The sequence below is a fragment of the Sphingobacterium sp. InxBP1 genome (assembly GCF_026191775.1).
GTDB lineage: Bacteria > Bacteroidota > Bacteroidia > Sphingobacteriales > Sphingobacteriaceae > Sphingobacterium > Sphingobacterium thalpophilum.
The window spans coordinates 1-18809 of the sequence record NZ_JAINDX010000040.1 but is presented as its reverse complement, the minus strand read 5'-3'; the positions used below and the strand labels follow the sequence as shown (position 1 = coordinate 18809).

At 45.0% G+C, this 18809-nt stretch carries 7 protein-coding genes, 2 tRNA genes and 3 rRNA genes; 4 read left to right on the top strand and 8 right to left on the bottom strand.

The features are described 5' to 3' along the window. The first annotated feature begins 5 nt into the window (after positions 1–5). The gene (locus K7A41_RS04460; protein ID WP_265712776.1) at positions 6–911 is read left to right on the top strand and encodes a GLPGLI family protein; all 906 of its coding nucleotides are present in this window, start codon (positions 6–8) and stop codon (positions 909–911) included. Beyond that, entirely contained in the window at positions 911–3571 is a 2661-nt protein-coding gene (locus K7A41_RS04455; protein ID WP_265712775.1) for a hypothetical protein, read from the top strand. The genes K7A41_RS04460 and K7A41_RS04455 overlap by 1 nt, the downstream gene beginning before the upstream one ends. Positions 3572–3835: 264 nt before the next feature. On the opposite strand, the gene lipA is transcribed toward K7A41_RS04455, so the two are convergent. Beyond that, on the bottom strand, positions 3836–4717 hold the full coding sequence (gene lipA / locus K7A41_RS04450) for a lipoyl synthase (protein WP_028072418.1): 882 nt from the start codon (positions 4715–4717) through the stop codon (positions 3836–3838). Positions 4718–4866: 149 nt separating this feature from the next. On the opposite strand from lipA, the gene K7A41_RS04445 reads away from it, so the two are divergent. Together K7A41_RS04445 and carB are read left to right on the top strand one after the other, a co-directional pair. Further along, complete coding sequence (locus K7A41_RS04445) at positions 4867–7125, top strand: family 20 glycosylhydrolase (RefSeq protein ID WP_265712774.1); 2259 nt, start codon at positions 4867–4869, stop codon at positions 7123–7125. A gap of 259 nt (positions 7126–7384) precedes the next feature. Next, positions 7385–10204 (top strand): carbamoyl-phosphate synthase large subunit, encoded by a 2820-nt coding sequence (gene carB, locus K7A41_RS04440; RefSeq protein WP_265712773.1) that lies wholly within the window; start codon positions 7385–7387, stop codon positions 10202–10204. 44 nt (positions 10205–10248) lie between these two features. On the opposite strand, the gene K7A41_RS04435 is transcribed toward carB, so the two are convergent. The 7 genes from K7A41_RS04435 to K7A41_RS04405 all read right to left on the bottom strand — a co-directional run bounded on the left by K7A41_RS04435 (position 10249) and on the right by K7A41_RS04405 (position 18305). Next, the gene (locus tag K7A41_RS04435; protein ID WP_265712772.1) at positions 10249–11286 is read right to left on the bottom strand and encodes a formylglycine-generating enzyme family protein; all 1038 of its coding nucleotides are present in this window, start codon (positions 11284–11286) and stop codon (positions 10249–10251) included. 29 nt (positions 11287–11315) lie between these two features. Further along, positions 11316–12722, bottom strand: coding sequence for a Gfo/Idh/MocA family protein (locus tag K7A41_RS04430; protein ID WP_265712771.1), 1407 nt, complete (start codon positions 12720–12722; stop codon positions 11316–11318). Positions 12723–13174: 452 nt separating this feature from the next. Continuing rightward, positions 13175–13286 (bottom strand): 5S ribosomal RNA (gene rrf, locus K7A41_RS04425). 160 nt (positions 13287–13446) lie between these two features. Beyond that, positions 13447–16330 (bottom strand): 23S ribosomal RNA (locus tag K7A41_RS04420). Positions 16331–16495: 165 nt separating this feature from the next. Next, positions 16496–16569 (bottom strand) — tRNA-Ala (locus K7A41_RS04415). A gap of 10 nt (positions 16570–16579) precedes the next feature. Next, positions 16580–16653, bottom strand: a tRNA-Ile gene (locus tag K7A41_RS04410). A 124-nt stretch (positions 16654–16777) separates the two neighbouring features. Next, positions 16778–18305, bottom strand: a 16S ribosomal RNA gene (locus K7A41_RS04405). Together the 16S, 23S and 5S rRNA genes with 2 tRNA genes alongside form the textbook arrangement of a ribosomal RNA operon. Positions 18306–18809: the final 504 nt, after the last annotated feature.

Sequence of the window (18809 nt, the reverse complement as noted above, 5' to 3'; positions counted from 1 at the left end):
TTATTATGAAATATTCATTATCAATCCTTTTATCTATAGTTGCACAGCTTCTATATGCGCAAGACAGTCCACAAGCGATTGCGAAAGTACATTACGAATTCAAACATGTAAACGACAGTACCCAGCGGGATCAATTTATACGTGATGAAACAGTGGTTTACTTCAATCAACAAGCAAGTTATTACACCTCCTACTCTTCCAGGCGCATGCAAGATGAGGTCAAAAAACAAATGGAGGATCCCGGTTTCGACGGTACGCTAACCATTATTACACGCTCGACACCGTCAAGCTCTTCCTACTTATTAGAAGCCAATCAAAACAAAATGACCGAAGTGGTCAGCGTTGCCAGTGACAAATTTGCCATCCCACAAGCCTACCCCACACAAGATTGGGAAATACTAAGTGACCGCAAAGAAATCGGTGGCTACAATTGTCAGAACGCAAAAACAACATTCAAAGGCCGAACCTATATTGCCTGGTTTACAACCGAACTGCCGTTTTCCTATGGTCCCTGGAAACTTCATGGTCTTCCTGGCCTAATCCTGGACGCCCGTGATACGAAAAATGAAGTAATTTTTGCTTACGCTGGATTCGACAAAATTGAGGAAGGCAAAACATCGGTTGCCCTTCCGCAAAACGCCATCGTAACTACTGCAGAAGAAGTAAAAAAAATTCAGGAAGCCTTTAAGGCCAACCCACAAGCTTATATGCAAGCGCAATCGGAAAAAAACAGAACCATCAGTGTAGGTTCATCAGGAAACATGGTTGCCGTTAGATCCAATTCCAGCTCTGGAGGAGGCTCCCCGCTCGGTGCTTTGGATGCGTCAAAAATAAAGAGTGTCAATATTTCAAAAGACGATAAGTACACACCTTCAAAAGTTACCAATAATCCGATAGAGCTGACGCCTTAATGAAAATATTTCTATGTTTATTTATATTCGTTTTGCTTGGGCAAATAACCTTTGCCCAGCAAACGATCAGCGGAACGGTACAAGTAGATAAAACACTGCATCCGGTACCCTTTGCCAGTGTCAATATTCTCTCAGAAAATAAAATTATTGCCTTCAAACCGACTGATAAAGAGGGACGCTTTACCATTACTTTAACCAAGGAATATACAAACATCTACCTCCAGATCAATCACCTGACCTATGAAAAATTTGAGCTTAAACTTGGTCCACAGGCGTCAAATCTTCGAATTGCTCTTATTCCAAAAACCAATCTTTTGCAAGATGTAATTGTGAAAAGCAAGCCTAAAGTAACCCGCTCGGATGATACCATCTCCTACGATGTCGGCTCTTTTGCTAAAGAGGAAGACCGAAATATCGGTGATGTCATCAAGCGTCTTCCAGGCATGGAAGTGACCGAATCTGGGCTCATTAAATACCAGGACAAAACTGTTTCTAAACTTTACATCGACGGAGACGACCTATTGGAAAATCGCTATGGAATCGGTACACGGACTATCCCCCATAAAATGGTGAAGGACGTTCAGGTACTCGACAACCACGAACATTATAAGGTACTTAAAAATAAAAGATTTACAGACGACGTTGCCATTAACCTGGTTATTAAAGACGAAGCAAAGCTAAAACTCACTGGACAGGCTAAAATCGGTGCTGGTACGCCTAATCTCTATGATCCCGAACTGAATTCCATCTTGTTCAACAAAAAAGTAAAGATGCTCAATGTCCTCAGCGGGAATAATACCGGTAAAGATCTTTCTGGGGATATCATCGGCGGCAATCAGTCATCTTTATTGGCCAAATTTGGCAACTCCACCATCAATAATCTTCTGGCGACCAGTACGACAGGCAGTCCCAACATACCTAAAAATAATTATTACTTCAACAATACCGGCTTACTCAATACGAATAACTTATATAACCTCAAAAATAACTGGCAATTAAAATCCAATATTCAGGTATTATACGACACTGATAAACAAAATAATGCTTCCAGCACACATTACCTGCTCGATGAGGGTGATGTTTATTTTAATGAACAAAACCAGGTGAAAACCAAGAAATGGCTAGGAACAGCTAGGCTTTCCGCGTCTACCAATACCGAACACAAGTATGCGAGCAATGCCCTGTCATTTGAATATGAAAAGAGAAATATAAAAGCTCTATTAACTAATTCTACAGGCCAAATCGACCAATTCCAAAAACACCGCATTAAGGGATTCAGTAACTTGTTCAGTTATATCCCACAACTTAAAAATAACGACATCATTGCTATTAACTGGTCTGTGAATTATGGCAGCAAGCCACAGTCTTTACAGATCTATCCTGGTGTATTTCCTGAAATACTAAATGATAGCGTTCTGTATAAAAGTAGCCTTCAGCAAATTGAGGTACCCTCATTTTTTACAGAAATCAGTACAGGCTATCGCTTCAATAAAGGCAAGATCAAGCAATACTATCAAATTGGGATAAATATTGATCGTCAGCATTTCAACTCTTTACTAACCATAGCGGACAATGACCAAGGTAGCCGGCCACTCGGAGAAAGGATGCATAATGATCTGCATTGGAACAGAACCCAGGCATTTATTACACCACAATATTCCTGGAAAACCAATAGGTTCGAAACCCAGCTGGATATTCCGGTCACCTATCTATATACACATTATAAAGATGAAATCCAACAGCTGACGAACTCCAAAAATTCATTGCTGATCAATCCCAATCTAAAAGCGCGATGGCAAGTTTCTCAGGAGGACTATCTTCAATTTAGCTATCAATATGGCCAAGACATTGGTAATATTGAAGACATATACCGTGGAGTAGTATTGCGCAACTATAGAATGCTCAGCCAAAATAATGCGGTACTCAACGAGTCCAAAAAACATGCATTTAATCTCAATTACAATTTGGCCCGCACCCTAAAGGTATTATTTGCAAATGCAGGCATCAGCTATTCAAGATCGCTTTCAAATACGATGTTATCCACTATTATAAAAAATAATATCACCGAAAATGTAGTGGTCAATATGGACAACCTTCAGGAAAGATGGTCCTCCCAGATCGGATTCGACAAATACCTTTTCCCCCTGGCAAGTACCCTCAAATTAAAAGGGAGTATTTCCTATTTTAAATACAATCAATTGATAAATAATGCCATTGTTCCTATTCGAAGCATAAGCTATCTATTTCAACCTAGTCTGGAGGCCAGACTATTTAAATCCTATAACATTTCCTACTCAGGAATGTTCAATTGGAACAAGAGTAAACAAGAAGGGCTAAGCAATATGATCCAAAATAAAACAACGGCAATGATGCATAACCTGGGTTTTCCGGCGAGCCCGTTCAAAAATGGCTTTATGCGTGTAAATCTCCGTAATCTAGCCACCTTTCAAACGAATATGCGGAACGCAAGTTATACTTTTATAGACTTTTTCACACGCTATAAAGTCAACAAATGGAAAATGGACCTTGAATTGGAAATAAATAATCTGGCCAATATTAAAAACTATCGCACCTACATGACGACCGCCAATATGATCTCCCAGAATGAATTTGAACTTCGCGGAAGAACCATTTTACTGCGTACTGTTTTTAACCTCTAAAGCACCTGCCCATACCGGTAAGCATCAATTGAATTAGCATACGCATACCCTTATGGCCCAATAGCTCCCAATCGAAGTTTTCTATTTTCAAGCCTGCCAGTAGTTTTGAAAAATGAGCAAAAGGCTTTTTAACTCACCAAAGCGGGTATTTTCAGATAAAAAAAGCCTGAGCGAAAAATCACTCAGGCTTCTTTTTTATATCTTGCAAAGATAATTCCACTATAAGGCGAAATATACCTTCCAAAAAAACTTTAAACCCGTTTTCTATTGCATATCAAATAAATGTTTCTCCGCATGATAGGAAGAGCGAACCAGCGGTCCAGATTCCACATACTTGAATCCCATTTCCAAACCGATTTTCTGATATTTCTCAAATTGCGCCGGCGTGATCCACTCAATTACGGGATGATGCGCTTTCGTGGGCTGTAGATATTGACCTAAAGTCAATATGTGCACCCCGACATTATATAAATCCTGCATCGCTTCAATAACGTCTTCTTCCGTTTCGCCCAAACCGAGCATAATGCCGGATTTGGTACGCAGACCTGCAGCCGAAATCCTTCTTAAACATTCCAACGAGCGGTCATATTTTGCCTGAATACGAACCTCTCTGGTCAAACGGCGAACAGTTTCCAGGTTGTGCGAGACAACTTCCGGGCGCACTGCAATAACCCGTTCCAGATTCTCCCATTGTCCCTTGAAATCCGGCAACAGTGTTTCTAAAGTGGTTCCGGGGCTTTCTCTACGAATAGCATGGATAGTCTCTGCCCAGATCGTAGAACCGCCATCTTTTAAGTCGTCACGGTCCACTGAGGTGATTACACAGTGTTTTACCTGCATGAGCTTCACAGAATTGGCAACCCTATTGGGTTCATCCATGTCCACGGGCAAGGGGCGGCCAGTGGCAACAGCACAGAATGAGCAGGAGCGCGTACAGATATTGCCCAGTATCATAAAGGTTGCCGTTCCGGCTCCCCAACATTCGCCCATATTCGGGCAATTGCCGCTCTCACAAATAGTATGCAATTTGTGCTCATCTACTAGACTTCTGACATGTCTGTATTCTTTACCAACAGGCAATTTGACGCGCAACCAATCAGGCTTGCGCTGTGTAGGAGTTGCCGGAATAACTGGAAGTTCAATCATACAACAAAGTTAAGGATTAAAAACGTAATTTCTATCGGCCTATTTGTTGGTTTTATATCATAAAAACTCACCCGATGCAAGCATGAATAGAATAATGAAACAAAATTTAAGATATTTGTGCTGATTATCATTAATCTAAATACATGACTATGCGATTGAGCCGATCTTTGTTCATGGCACTGCTTGGAGCAGCATGCTTTTTTGGTGCGCAGGCACAAACTAACTTTGATATCATTCCCAAACCTTCGAAAATAAGTTTAACTGCGGGCGTATATACCATCCCCGCCCACCTTTCTATGATTGTATCGGAGGATTTTCAGGCTGCAGCCCAGTTGTTGTCCGAGCATCCCGCGATTCAAAGTCTGAGCATAGAAACCCTCAAGAAAAATAAGAAAGTGCCCAAAGAGGGATTTCGAATCGTTAAGGCCGTCGATGCCGATAACTTAAATAAAAATGCATATTCTATACAGATCGATGAGAAGGGATTGCTGCTCAAAGCCTGGGATACACCCCAGATCATCAATGGGATTTATACACTTGTGCAGCTAGGTTACCTGCAGTCCGATCCGAGCCAGATCGCTTTTGCAACTATCGTTGATGAACCGAGTTTTTCCTACCGGGGACTTCATCTGGATGTATCCCGTCATTTTATGCCACTCTCTTTCGTCAAAAAGTATATTGATGTCATGGCTATATATAAGTTTAATAACTTTCACTGGCATCTGACCGACGGAGCGGGATGGCGGCTGGAAATCAAAAAATATCCAGAACTAACGCAGAGAGCCGCCTGGCGCACCCATACCCATTGGAAAGACTGGTGGAATAATGGACGTCGCTACGTCGACAAAGGAAGTCCGAATGCCAGCGGGGGGTATTATACACAGGAGGAAGCTCGTGAACTGGTCGAATATGCTGCCCGCAAAGGCATCAATGTCATTCCCGAAATAGAAATGCCGGGACATTCGGAAGAAGTGCTGGCCGTCTATCCCGAGCTTTCCTGCTCCGGAACACCATACAACCAAAGCGAATTCTGTATTGGAAATGAAAAGACTTTTGAATTCCTTAAAAATGTGCTGGATGAAGTGCTAACGATATTTCCGTCCCAATATATTCACATCGGTGGTGATGAAGCAGACAAAAAACACTGGAAAACCTGCCCTAAAGATCAAGCGCTTATGCAAAAAGAAGGTTTAAAATCGGTAGATGAGCTGCAGAGCTATGCTATTAAACAGATGGATCTGTATCTACAATCAAAAGGTAGGAAACTTATAGGCTGGGATGAAATACTAGAAGGCGGACTGACCGAAGGCGCAACCGTCATGAGCTGGCGTGGAGAAGAGGGTGGCATCAAAGCAGCAAATGCTGGTCATGACGTCATTATGACTCCGAGCTCACACCTTTATTTTGATTCTTATCAGACCGATCCAAGGACGCAGCCAGAAGCCATCGGAGGATATCTGACGCTGGACAAGGTGTATGCTTATGATCCGGTTCCCCAAGCCATACAGGGCGATAAGGTCAAGCATATTCTCGGTGCGCAAGCAAATATCTGGACAGAATATGTTCCCACGACAGAGCATGTTGAATATATGGTCTTTCCTCGCGCTTTGGCACTGTCCGAGGTAAACTGGACAAGTAAAAACGCAAAGAGTTGGGCCGATTTTCAGCGAAGACTTCAGTCTCATTACAAGCTGATGCAGGAGCTAAACCTGAATTATTACCGTCCTTCGTATAATGTAGCCTACAGCGCATCATACAACGCCAACAAGAATAACAGCAGAGTGACGCTGACGACCGAACAGTTAAAGACCGACCAGATCCGATATACGATCGATGGAAGTGAGCCAACGATCCTGTCAACGCCCTATACCGGTCCATTTGAACTTAGTGCAACGGGACACATCAATGCCGCCTACTTTCAAGACTCCGTTAAAATAGGCCCTACCTTGTCTTTTGATGTGGATATTCACCGTGCTATCGGTAAGAAAGTAATTTATAATTCCCCATGGTCGGGTTACCCTGCCCAAGAGGATTCGACACTTACCAATGGTATAAAGGGCGGGCTATCGTATCATGACGGCCAATGGCAGGGTTTCACAAGTCCGGTGGATGTGGTCGTGGATATGGAAAGAAGGGAAGAAATCCATCAGGTCGCCATGACCTTTATGCAAATGATAGGTCCCGGTGTTTATATGCCCGGTGAAATGGAAGTTCTTCTATCTGACAATGGCCGAACGTTCCGGAAGGTGGGCACCGTTCACAATGATATTCCCGACAATGATCCGAAATTAACTTTTAAAAGATTTGAGCTGAAACTAGACAAACCACAGCAGGCCCGCTACATCAAAATCAAAGCAAGCAATCCTAAAAAAGGCTATCTATTTACAGATGAAATTATCATTTATTAAATAGACAATATATTATGTCCCGATAATAGTTGGATGATGCCACTTACGTTTTCCAACTATTATTCATTGCTTCAAGACCAGTATTCCAATGTTCCGCGTTTATTTTTGAAATATTCTTAAAATAAATACTTAATTTTCAAAATTTAAAATGTAACTTTGCACTCCGACAAAGCAGTCGGAAAGACCCTTCCCCATGAGCTATTTTTGATTGTCTTTGCTCACATCACAATAGGAAATTTAATTTTTTGAACTAGATATAATGCCAAGAAACACTTCCATTAAGTCGGTTTTAATCATCGGATCAGGTCCCATCGTTATCGGTCAGGCTTGTGAATTTGATTATTCTGGATCTCAAGCATCCCTTTCCTTGAAAGAAGAAGGTATTGAAGTATCCATCATCAACTCAAACCCTGCAACAATCATGACGGACAAAGTTGTTGCAGACAATGTCTACTTACTTCCATTAACTTGTGAGAGTATTGAAGAAGTATTGCAAAAACATAACATCGACGCTGTACTTCCTACAATGGGTGGTCAGACGGCTCTGAACTTATGTATAGAAGCCTCCAACCGCGGTATCTGGGAAAAATACAATGTAAAGGTGATCGGTGTGGATGTCGCTGCCATTGAAAAAACTGAAAACCGTGAAGAATTCCGTCAATTAATGGTTGATATCGGAGTGGGTGTTGCAAAATCCAAGATTGCGAACTCTTTCCTAGAGGGTAAAGAAGCTGCTCAAGAAATTGGTTATCCACTTGTGATCCGTCCATCGTATACATTAGCAGGTACAGGTGGTGGCTTCGTACACAGAAAAGAAGATTTTGATGCAGCCTTAAACAGAGGTTTACATGCTTCTCCTACACACGAGGTGTTAGTAGAGCAGGCAGTGCTGGGCTGGAAAGAGTTTGAGCTGGAGCTGCTTCGTGACTCTAATGACAATGTCATCATCATCTGTACCATCGAAAACTTTGATCCAATGGGTATTCATACCGGTGACTCAATTACTGTGGCGCCCGGAATGACCTTATCAGACAAATGTTATCAGGAAATGCGTAATCAGGCAATCCTGATGATGCGCTCCATAGGTAACTTTGCCGGTGGATGTAATGTGCAGTTCTCCGTCAATCCTGAGAATGAAGAGATCATCGCCATTGAGATCAACCCACGGGTATCGCGTTCATCGGCACTGGCATCCAAAGCAACAGGTTACCCTATTGCAAAAATTGCAGCGAAACTGGCAATTGGCTACAACCTCGATGAGCTTCAGAATCAGATTACCAAAACGACCTCAGCCTACTTTGAACCTACATTAGATTACGTAATTGTTAAGATCCCACGTTTCAATTTCGACAAATTCAAAGGAGCGAACAAAGAATTGGGGCTTCAGATGAAAGCCGTAGGCGAAGTGATGGCAATCGGCCGTACCTTTATCGAGGCATTACAGAAAGCTTGTCAATCGCTGGAAACCGGCCGCGCTGGTTTAGGTGCTGATGGCCGTCAGTGGAGAAATCTTGATGAGATCATGGATAGCTTGGAGCATCCCAGCGGCGACCGTCTATTCCATATCAAAGATGCCTTCGAATTAGGCGTTCCATTGGAATCCATCCGAAAGGCTACACGTATCGATAAATGGTTCCTGGTTCAGATTCAGGAACTCGTACACCTTGAACAGGAATTGCGCCGTTACCAACTGAATAACATTCCCCGCGATTTTTTCATGACCTTAAAGCAAAAAGGTTATTCGGATGTACAGATTGCCTGGCTGTTAGGAAATGTGACAGAAGACCAAGTCTACGATCGTCGTAAGGAACTAGGCATCAACCGTGTTTATAAAATGGTAGACACTTGCGCGGCAGAATTCCCTGCACAGACGCCATATTATTACTCGACATTCGAAGAAGAAAATGAATCGATCTCTTCGGATAAAAAGAAAATCATCGTATTAGGATCCGGTCCTAACCGTATTGGCCAAGGCATCGAATTTGATTACTCTTGCGTTCATGGATTATTGGCAGCTAAGGAATGTGGTTACGAAGCGATCATGATCAACTGTAACCCAGAGACGGTATCTACAGATTTCAACATGGCAGATAAGTTATACTTTGAGCCTGTATTCTGGGAACATGTGCGGGAGATTATCGAACTCGAAAAACCTGAAGGCGTCATCGTTCAGTTAGGAGGCCAGACTGCATTGAAAATGGCGGAACGCCTGGAGCAGCTTGGTGTAAAAATCATCGGTACATCTTTCAAGGACATGGATCTTGCCGAAGATCGCGGCCGTTTCTCAGATTTGTTGAAAGAACTGGATATACCTTATCCAAAATATGGAGTGGCAACCTCAGCAGAAGAAGCATTACAAGTTGCCAATGAAGTAGGATATCCTGTATTGGTTCGCCCTTCTTACGTATTGGGTGGGCAAGGCATGAGCATCGTCATCAACGACGAAGACCTCGAAAAAGCCGTTGTTAATTTGCTGAAGAATCTACCAGGAAACCATATTCTAATCGACCACTTCCTGGACCGTGCTGAAGAAGCTGAATCGGATTCTATCTGCGATGGTCAAGATGTACATATAATCGGTATGATGGAGCACATCGAGCCTGCTGGTATACACTCTGGAGACTCTTCGGCTGTGTTGCCTCCATTTGGTTTATCGCAAGCAGTACAGGACAAAATGGAAGAATATTCTATTAAGTTAGCGAAAGCGCTGAATGTACGTGGTCTATTGAATATTCAATTTGCAGTCAAGGGTGAGAATGTTTACGTTATCGAAGCTAATCCCCGAGCATCCCGTACCGTTCCTTTCATCGCAAAAGCATACGATGTTCCTTACATCAATATTGCTACGAAAGTCATGTTAGGAGCAAACAAATTGAGCGATTTCACTATCGAGCGAAAATTGAAAGGATATGCGATAAAAGAACCGGTATTCTCTTTCAGTAAGTTCCCTGAGGTCGACAAACAATTAGGTCCTGAAATGAAATCAACCGGTGAAGCAATCCGCTTTATCAAAGATCTACAAGACCCATATTTCAGAGAATTATACAATCAAAAATCGATGTTCTTAAATGCACAATAAAATATCGATATCAAATAGAAAAGGCTTGCAAATGCAAGCCTTTTCTATTTGATATCTTTTACGCAGCGGAACCCGACATTATTGGTAGGGCTGTTTACCTCTCCTTTTCCTCTGCTCCCGGCTTTATAACGTTCGCAGTATTGGTCATTGCAAAGAAAAGATCCTCCCCGTTGTACACGTTTTTCGAGATTTGGCTCCTGAGGATCATAAGAATTTTCAGGCCCTTTTGGGTTAGACAGCACACTATGCTGATAATAGTCGGGCCTATAATAGTCCGAACACCATTCCCAGACATTTCCTTCCATGTCGTACAGCCCCAAAGTATTTGGCGGAAACGATTTGACCGGAGCCGTACCTTCATACCCGTCCTCCTTTGAATTATCGACAGGAAACTGTCCTTGATAGATATTTGCTTTCCAATTGCCATCTGGCTTTAATTCGCTGCCCCAGTAATAAACATTATCATTCGCATCCTGTCCAGAACGTGCCGCATATTCCCATTCGGCTTCTGTCGGCAGGCGCTTACCCGCCCATTTTGCATAGGCTGCCGCATCCTCGTAAGCAACCTGTACCACAGGATGATCCATTCTGTCCTTTATGGAGCTTTGAGGTCCTTCAGGATGTTGCCAGCTTGCACCAGGGATATACTCCCACCACATCAGGTAGTTATTTAAGGAGCGGATTTCTTCCGGTTTGGAAAATACCGCAGATCCAGGAACAAGCATGCTGGGGTCTACGCCAGGGAAATCTCCGGCGTCCAGTTCCCGTTCAGCGACGGTAATATACCCCGTTTCTTTTACAAACTGAGCAAATTGCGCATTCGTCACTTCATGCTCATCCATATAAAAGGATGATATTTCTACCGTATGCAAAGGCTTACTGTCCTCAAACCTAGAACTACCCATCAAAAAACGGCCACCTTTGACCAAGACCATTTTTCCATCGGTGCCAGCATCCTGCCTTGATAATTTCGATTTAATCATTCCTGCCCGTGTCGGTATACTCGCTCCGACGCAGCATGAAAGTGTATCAGGTGCCGGAAATAACGACAGACAAGTAACCAGTGTCAGATTAAGTAGCATGATTAAAGATAAACATAAAGTCGGGACCTCTATACATCCAACTGAAGATTTTCCTTTTTTACGCTCTTAGAGCGGATAGGGGTATTTCCCCCGCCTCGCAGGCTAATATCAACAGGAGCATTATGTTTCCAAGCACCTTTTGTAAAATCCGGCACTGCAACAGTCTTGCAATTTCTCTCAACCGATTCAGCACTTAACGGGACGATACAGCTCCACGAAGCGGCATCATATACATCTTGATCTAAAGGTAGGCCATTCCGCAGGCAGTCGATCAACCGCCAGTCCATCATGAAATCCATTCCTCCATGTCCGCCCACCTGCTTTGCCTGTTCTCCGATATACTTCACCAATTCTGGTGTATATTTGTCATACAGTTCTTTTAGCTTTTCTGTTCCGATAAACTCGTGTCCAAAAGCGATATTCTCTGTTGGGTATTTTTGTGCAAATCCTTTTGTTCCACTTATGGTATGCAGCCTGGAATACGGTCTTGGCGAAGTGACATCATGCTGCAGCATAATCGTCTTGCCTTTTGCTGTACGGATAAGAGTGGTGTTCATATTGCCGCGATACTTTTTGTCGACAAACTCCTGAAAAAAGGAGTCTTTACCCGCGAGCTCTTTCGCTTTTTCACCCATCATGAAATCGTTGGACGACATCGCCACTAAATGGTCCATTTTGTCACCTCGATTGATATTTAGGCACTGTGCAACTGGGCCGAGACCGTGAGTAGGGTACAAGTTGCCATTCATTTTGATATTTTCCCGTAAGCGCCACATATTATCATAGCCATTCTTTGCAAAATTCAGATCCAGTAGATCATGGATATAAGCACCTTCAGCATGAACCAGTTCGCCGAACAATCCCTGCCGAACCATGTTTAGGGTTAGCATTTCGAAAAAGTCATAACAGCAGTTCTCCAGCATCATACAATGCTTTCTTGTCGCTTCAGAGGTTTTGACGACTTCCCAGCAGTCCTTTATCGATAAGGCGATCGGCACTTCACAGGCAACATGATTGCCGGCTTTCATGGCAGCGACACTCATCGGTGCATGATATGACCACGGCGTACAGATATACACCAGATCCAGCTCCTGCTCTTTCAACAAGGCCTTCCATCCATCTTCCCCAGAATAGGATTTGGCAGTGTTTAGGCCTTTCGAAGTTAGAATTTTTTGCGCTTTTTCAACGCGCTCAGGATACTTGTCACAGAGCGCTACAATTTCACAGCCAGCAATATAGGACAAACGCTCCACAGCGCCAGGCCCGCGCATTCCAAGCCCGATCACTGCAACCTTGACCTTATCAATCTTGGGCGCCGCATAACCACACATATTGAATGCTTCCGTTGCCGACTCTGCATGCACTAAAGTGGGAAGCGAAACTGCCAACGAAGATAATATACTCGCCTTTTTTAGAAAATCTCTTCTAGAATTCATAATTTAAAGTCATGTAAATTTAAAGGGACCAATTGGTCCCTCTAAAAATCACCTATTTTAAAACAAACTAAACAGTCAATTCGAAAATCCTTGTGGACTTGGATTTATATCTGGTTCTAACTAAAGAACTTAATCTCTATAACAATGATATAACACTTTTCTCAAAATAAAAAATCAAACTTCAAAGCAATCGTTTGCTTAATTTACACAAACGATTGCTTAATTTATTATCATCGTAGTCTCTGTCTAACCAATTTCGAAAGTAGCGCCCAGCAGTTTCATAAAAGGAATACAGCGGTACATCTCCGTTACCAAAAACGAGAAGCAATCTATTTTATAGAAACACAATATTATCAATCGATTTGTTCGAAGGGCATGCGGCACGCTGGGGCGGTGTACCGCTGTAAACGAAAGAAGCCCTTGACTGTTTCCAGCAAGGGCTTCCGTGTAAAAAAAGGCACCGACCTACTCTCCCACCTGTTACGGCAATACCATCGGCTCTGGCGGGCTTGACTGCTCTGTTCGGAATGGGAAGAGGTAGACACCGCCGATATAGGCACCTAAAGATTTTTTATGGTATCATGTATCCGGACATCAGTATTCAGCTTACTTCCATGGGGAAGACACCCGTCCAGTACATCACACTATATTGACATATATACCAAAAGAGATACGTTTCTGACTGTTTCAAAAATTAAAGAGGAAGACAACAGTGTCTCTCTGCTTGAGAAAGCTTCGGGCTATTAGTACCACTCGGCTTTGGTCTCTCAACCTGTACACCTGTGGCCTATCAACGTAGTCATCTCCTACGACCCTATAAGGAAGTCTCATCTCGTGGCTAGTTTCGCACTTAGATGCTTTCAGCGCTTATCTATTCCAGACGTAGCTACCCTGCCGTACACCTGGCGGCATAACAGGTTCACCAGAGGTCTGTCCAACCCGGTCCTCTCGTACTAAGGTCAGATCCACTCAAACTTCCAACGCCCACAACAGATAGGGACCGAACTGTCTCGCGACGTTCTGAACCCAGCTCGCGTGCCACTTTAATGGGCGAACAGCCCAACCCTTGGGACCTTCTCCAGCCCCAGGATGTGACGAGCCGACATCGAGGTGCCAAACCTCCCCGTCGATATGAGCTCTTGGGGGAGATCAGCCTGTTATCCCCAGCGTACCTTTTATCCTTTGAGCGATGGCCCTTCCATACAGAACCACCGGATCACTATGTCCGTCTTTCGACCCTGTTCGACTTGTTGGTCTCACAGTCAAGCAAGCTTATGCCATTGCACTCCACGTACGGTTACCAAGCGTACTGAGCTTACCTTTGAAAGCCTCCGTTACCTTTTTGGAGGCGACCACCCCAGTCAAACTACCCACCAAACAATGTCCTCCGCACAGCGGAGTTAGAAACCGGATACAGAAAGGGCGGTATTTCAAGGATGATTCCATGACTCCTGGCGAAGCCACTTCAATATCTCCCGCCTATCCTACACATCCTGTACCCAATCTCAATGTTAAGCTATAGTGAAGGTGCATGGGGTCTTTCCGTCCCGTTGCGGGGAACCGGCGTCTTCACCGATACCACAATTTCACCGAGCTCATGGCTGAGACAGCGCCCAGATCGTTACACCATTCGTGCAGGTCGGAACTTACCCGACAAGGAATTTCGCTACCTTAGGACCGTTATAGTTACGGCCGCCGTTTACTGGGGCTTCGATTCAATGCTTCTCTTGCGATGACATCCCCTCTTAACCTTCCAGCACCGGGCAGGTGTCAGGCCTTATACTTCATCTTCCGATTTTGCAAAGCCATATGTTTTTGTTAAACAGTCGCCTGGGCCTTTTCACTGCGGCTGCTCATCGCTGAGACAGCGCCCCTTCTCCCGAAGTTACAGGGCCATTTTGCCGAGTTCCTTAGCCATGATTCACTCGAGCACCTTAGGATTCTCTCCTCGACCACCTGTGTCGGTTTGCGGTACGGGTATTATTAACCTGAAGCTTAGCGGGTTTTCTTGGAAGTCTGTTTACCTGCTCTATCAGCGCCGCCGGAGCTTTGCTGTACTATTGGGGTTCAGCTAGGGCTGCGGATTTGCCTACAGCCCCAATACCTACGCCTTTCAACGAACTATTCCGTCAGTTCGCGGCAGTGTCACTACTCCGTCACCACATCGCAGTCAATAATAGTACTGGAATATTAACCAGTTGTCCATCGGCTTGCCCCCTTCGGGTGCGCCTTAGGTCCCGACTGACCCTGATCCGATTAACGTTGATCAGGAAACCTTGGTCTTTCGGTGGGCGGGTTTCCCACCCGCCTTATCGTTACTTATGCCTACATTTGCTTTTCCATAACCTCCACAGTTCATTACCAAACTGCTTCCCCGGCGATGGAATGCTCCCCTACCAGATGCACATATCTCGGTGCAAATCCATAGCTTCGGTACCGTTCTTGATGCCCGTTTATTATCCACGCCCGGCCGCTCGACTAGTGAGCTGTTACGCACTCTTTAAATGAATGGCTGCTTCCAAGCCAACATCCTAGCTGTCTGGGCAGCCGGACCTCGTTAGTTCAACTTAGAACGGATTTGGGGACCTTAGCTGATGGTCTGGGTTCTTTCCCTCTCGGCCTTGGACCTTAGCACCCAAAGCCTCACTGCAAGACATATCTGTCAGCATTCGGAGTTCGTCTGGATTTGGTAGGATTTGACTCCCCCGCACCCAATCGGTAGCTCTACCTCTGACAGACTCTATTCTCACGCTGTTCCTAAAAACATTTCGGGGAGTACGAGCTATTTCCCAGTTTGATTGGCCTTTCACCCCTACCCTCAGGTCATCCGGAAACTTTTCAACGTTTATCGGTTCGGTCCTCCATTACATGTTACTGCAACTTCAACCTGCCCAAGGGTAGATCACAAGGTTTCGCGTCTACCTCATCTGACTATACGCCCTATTAAGACTCGCTTTCGCTTCGGCTGCGCCCCTGAAGGACTTAACCTTGCCAGACAAGAGTAACTCGTAGGCTCATTATGCAAAAGGCACGCTGTCACGGAACTACTCCGCTCCAACCGCTTGTAAGCACACGGTTTCAGGTTCTTTTCACTCCCCTGTTCGGGGTTCTTTTCACCTTTCCCTCACGGTACTGGTCCACTATCGGTCTCTCAGGAGTATTTAGCCTTGCCAGATGGTGCTGGCCGATTCCCACAGGATTTCTCCGGTCCCGCGGTACTCAGGATACCACTATGCCTGTATTCTTTACCTGTACGGGGCTGTCACCCGTATCGCGCAGTTTCCCACCTGCTTCCAGTTCATAGCACAGTACAATATCGTGGTCCTACAACCCCGGCCATGCCGTAACATGACCGGTTTGGGCTCCTTCCCGTTCGCTCGCCACTACTTGGGAAATCATTGTTATTTTCTTCTCCTACGCCTACTTAGATGTTTCAGTTCAGCGCGTTCGCGTTTCATACGACTATTCTTCAAATAGCCAGGTTGCCCCATTCGGAAATCCACGGATCAATTCGCATTTGCCGATACCCGTGGCTTATCGCAGCTTATCACGTCCTTCATCGCCTCTGAGAGCCTAGGCATCCCCCGTGTGCCCTTATTTACTTTCTTCACCCCCTAGCCCTTTTGCTCGCTAGGAAGCTGCATGGATATGCCATCACTGACATTATCCCTACTGTTGTCTTCTCTTGTAATTTTTTTTCTCTTTCAGTATGTCAAAGAACTCTTTTTCCGGCTTCTCTTTTCGGAGCATCTATCGATGTCCCCCCGGAAACGTGGAGAATAACGGATTCGAACCGTTGACCCCCTGCGTGCAAGGCAGGTGCTCTAGCCAGCTGAGCTAATTCCCCTTTCTATCCGTAGTCCCGAGCAGATTTGAACTGCTGACCCCTACATTATCAGTGTAGTGCTCTGACCAACTGAGCTACGGGACTAGCTGTATTATTCCATCTCTCCTATCGGGACCGCTCCTTTTAAGGGGAGGGCACTTTCTTCTGATGTTTCTCTTTTTTTTCAATCATGTTGTACGTGACGAGCACCGGTCCTAAGATGCTCTAGAAAGGAGGTATTCCAGCCGCACCTTCCGGTACGGCTACCTTGTTACGACTTAGCCCCAATTATCGGTTTTACCCTGACACGCTCCTTGCGGTCACATGCTTTAGGTACCCCCAACTTTCATGGCTTGACGGGCGGTGTGTACAAGGCCCGGGAACGTATTCACCGCGTCATTGCTGATACGCGATTACTAGCGAATCCAACTTCATGGGGTCGAGTTGCAGACCCCAATCCGAACTGTGAATGGCTTTTAGAGATTAGCATGCTGTTGCCAGCTAGCTGCCCGCTGTACCATCCATTGTAGCACGTGTGTAGCCCCGGACGTAAGGGCCATGATGACTTGACGTCGTCCCCACCTTCCTCGCTGCTTGCGCAGGCAGTCTGTTTAGAGTCCCCACCACTACATGCTGGCAACTAAACATAGGGGTTGCGCTCGTTGCGGGACTTAACCCAACACCTCACGGCACGAGCTGACGACAGCCATGCAGCACCTAGTTTCGTGTCCCGAAGGACGGTAGCGTCTCTGCTACCTTCACTAACTTTCAAGCCCGGGTAAGGTTCCTCGCGTATCATCGAATTAAACCACATGCTCCTCCGCTTGTGCGGGCCCCCGTCAATTCCTTTGAGTTTCACCCTTGCGGGCGTACTCCCCAGGTGGATAACTTAACGCTTTCGCTAAGACGCTGGCTGTCTATCGCCAACATCGAGTTATCATCGTTTAGGGCGTGGACTACCAGGGTATCTAATCCTGTTCGATCCCCACGCTTTCGTGCATCAGCGTCAATACCAGCTTAGTGAGCTGCCTTCGCAATCGGAGTTCTAAGACATATCTATGCATTTCACCGCTACTTGTCTTATTCCGCCCACTTCAAATGGATTCAAGCCCATCAGTATCAAAGGCACTGCGATGGTTGAGCCACCGTATTTCACCCCTGACTTAACAGGCCGCCTACGCACCCTTTAAACCCAATAAATCCGGATAACGCTCGGATCCTCCGTATTACCGCGGCTGCTGGCACGGAGTTAGCCGATCCTTATTCTTCCAGTACATTCAGCTAAATACTCGTATTTAGGTTTATTCCTGGACAAAAGCAGTTTACAACCCATAGGGCAGTCATCCTGCACGCGGCATGGCTGGTTCAGGCTTCCGCCCATTGACCAATATTCCTTACTGCTGCCTCCCGTAGGAGTCTGGTCCGTGTCTCAGTACCAGTGTGGGGGATTCTCCTCTCAGAGCCCCTAGACATCGTCGCCTTGGTAAGCCGTTACCCTACCAACTAGCTAATGTCACGCGAGCCCATCTCCATCCTATAAATATTTAATCAACTGAACATGCGAACTGTTGATATTATGCGGTGTTAATCTCTCTTTCGAGAGGCTATCCCCCTGATGGAGGTAGGTTGCTCACGCGTTACGCACCCGTGCGCCACTCTCACCATTGATAGCAAGCTATCAATGGATCCCGTCCGACTTGCATGTATTAGGCCTGCCGCTAGCGTTCATCCTGAGCCAGGATCAAACTCTCCATTGTAAAATGAAGTTTTTGATTCCAACTATTTATAATAATCAGAATTCTTTTTTATATCTCTGATCTTGGACCGAATTGAACGAATTCTTGAATTTGTTCCATGACTTTCGTCTGTCTACTCGTCACGCTACATGATTGTGTGTTATTAAAGAACTTTTTCCGCTTCAACTTCCGTATCCGCTATATTCCGATGGCATTGCGCCCTCTTTTATCTTGTTTTGTCTCCCCGGCCGTTTCCGACGGGACTGCAAAGGTAGGAATCTTTCCGGAACTTCCAAAAAACTTTTAAAGTTTTTTTTCTTTTCTCTTTCCGGTTTCCGCGTCTAACACCCGTTAAACCCTTCTTTTTTCATGGCTGCTTCTTCCGCAGCAGCCCGCCCTCCCTTGCGGAGTGGTGCAAAGATAGAAACTTTTGGAACAAACTTCCAAGACTTTTGTCCTTATTTTTTTTGTTTTTGCCCTAACACGCTGGACAGGTGCACGATTGTTTTTCAAACTTGCTGCGCC

Bases quoted from the DNA above. Each gene is read 5' to 3' on its own strand.
- K7A41_RS04460 (WP_265712776.1), top strand. From the start codon at position 6: ATGAAATATTCATTATCAATCCTTTTATCTATAGTTGCACAGCTTCTA.
- K7A41_RS04455 (WP_265712775.1), top strand. From the start codon at position 911: ATGAAAATATTTCTATGTTTATTTATATTCGTTTTGCTTGGGCAAATA.
- lipA (WP_028072418.1), bottom strand. From the start codon at position 4,717: ATGATTGAACTTCCAGTTATTCCGGCAACTCCTACACAGCGCAAGCCT.
- K7A41_RS04445 (WP_265712774.1), top strand. From the start codon at position 4,867: ATGCGATTGAGCCGATCTTTGTTCATGGCACTGCTTGGAGCAGCATGC.
- carB (WP_265712773.1), top strand. From the start codon at position 7,385: ATGCCAAGAAACACTTCCATTAAGTCGGTTTTAATCATCGGATCAGGT.
- K7A41_RS04435 (WP_265712772.1), bottom strand. From the start codon at position 11,286: ATGCTACTTAATCTGACACTGGTTACTTGTCTGTCGTTATTTCCGGCA.
- K7A41_RS04430 (WP_265712771.1), bottom strand. From the start codon at position 12,722: ATGAATTCTAGAAGAGATTTTCTAAAAAAGGCGAGTATATTATCTTCG.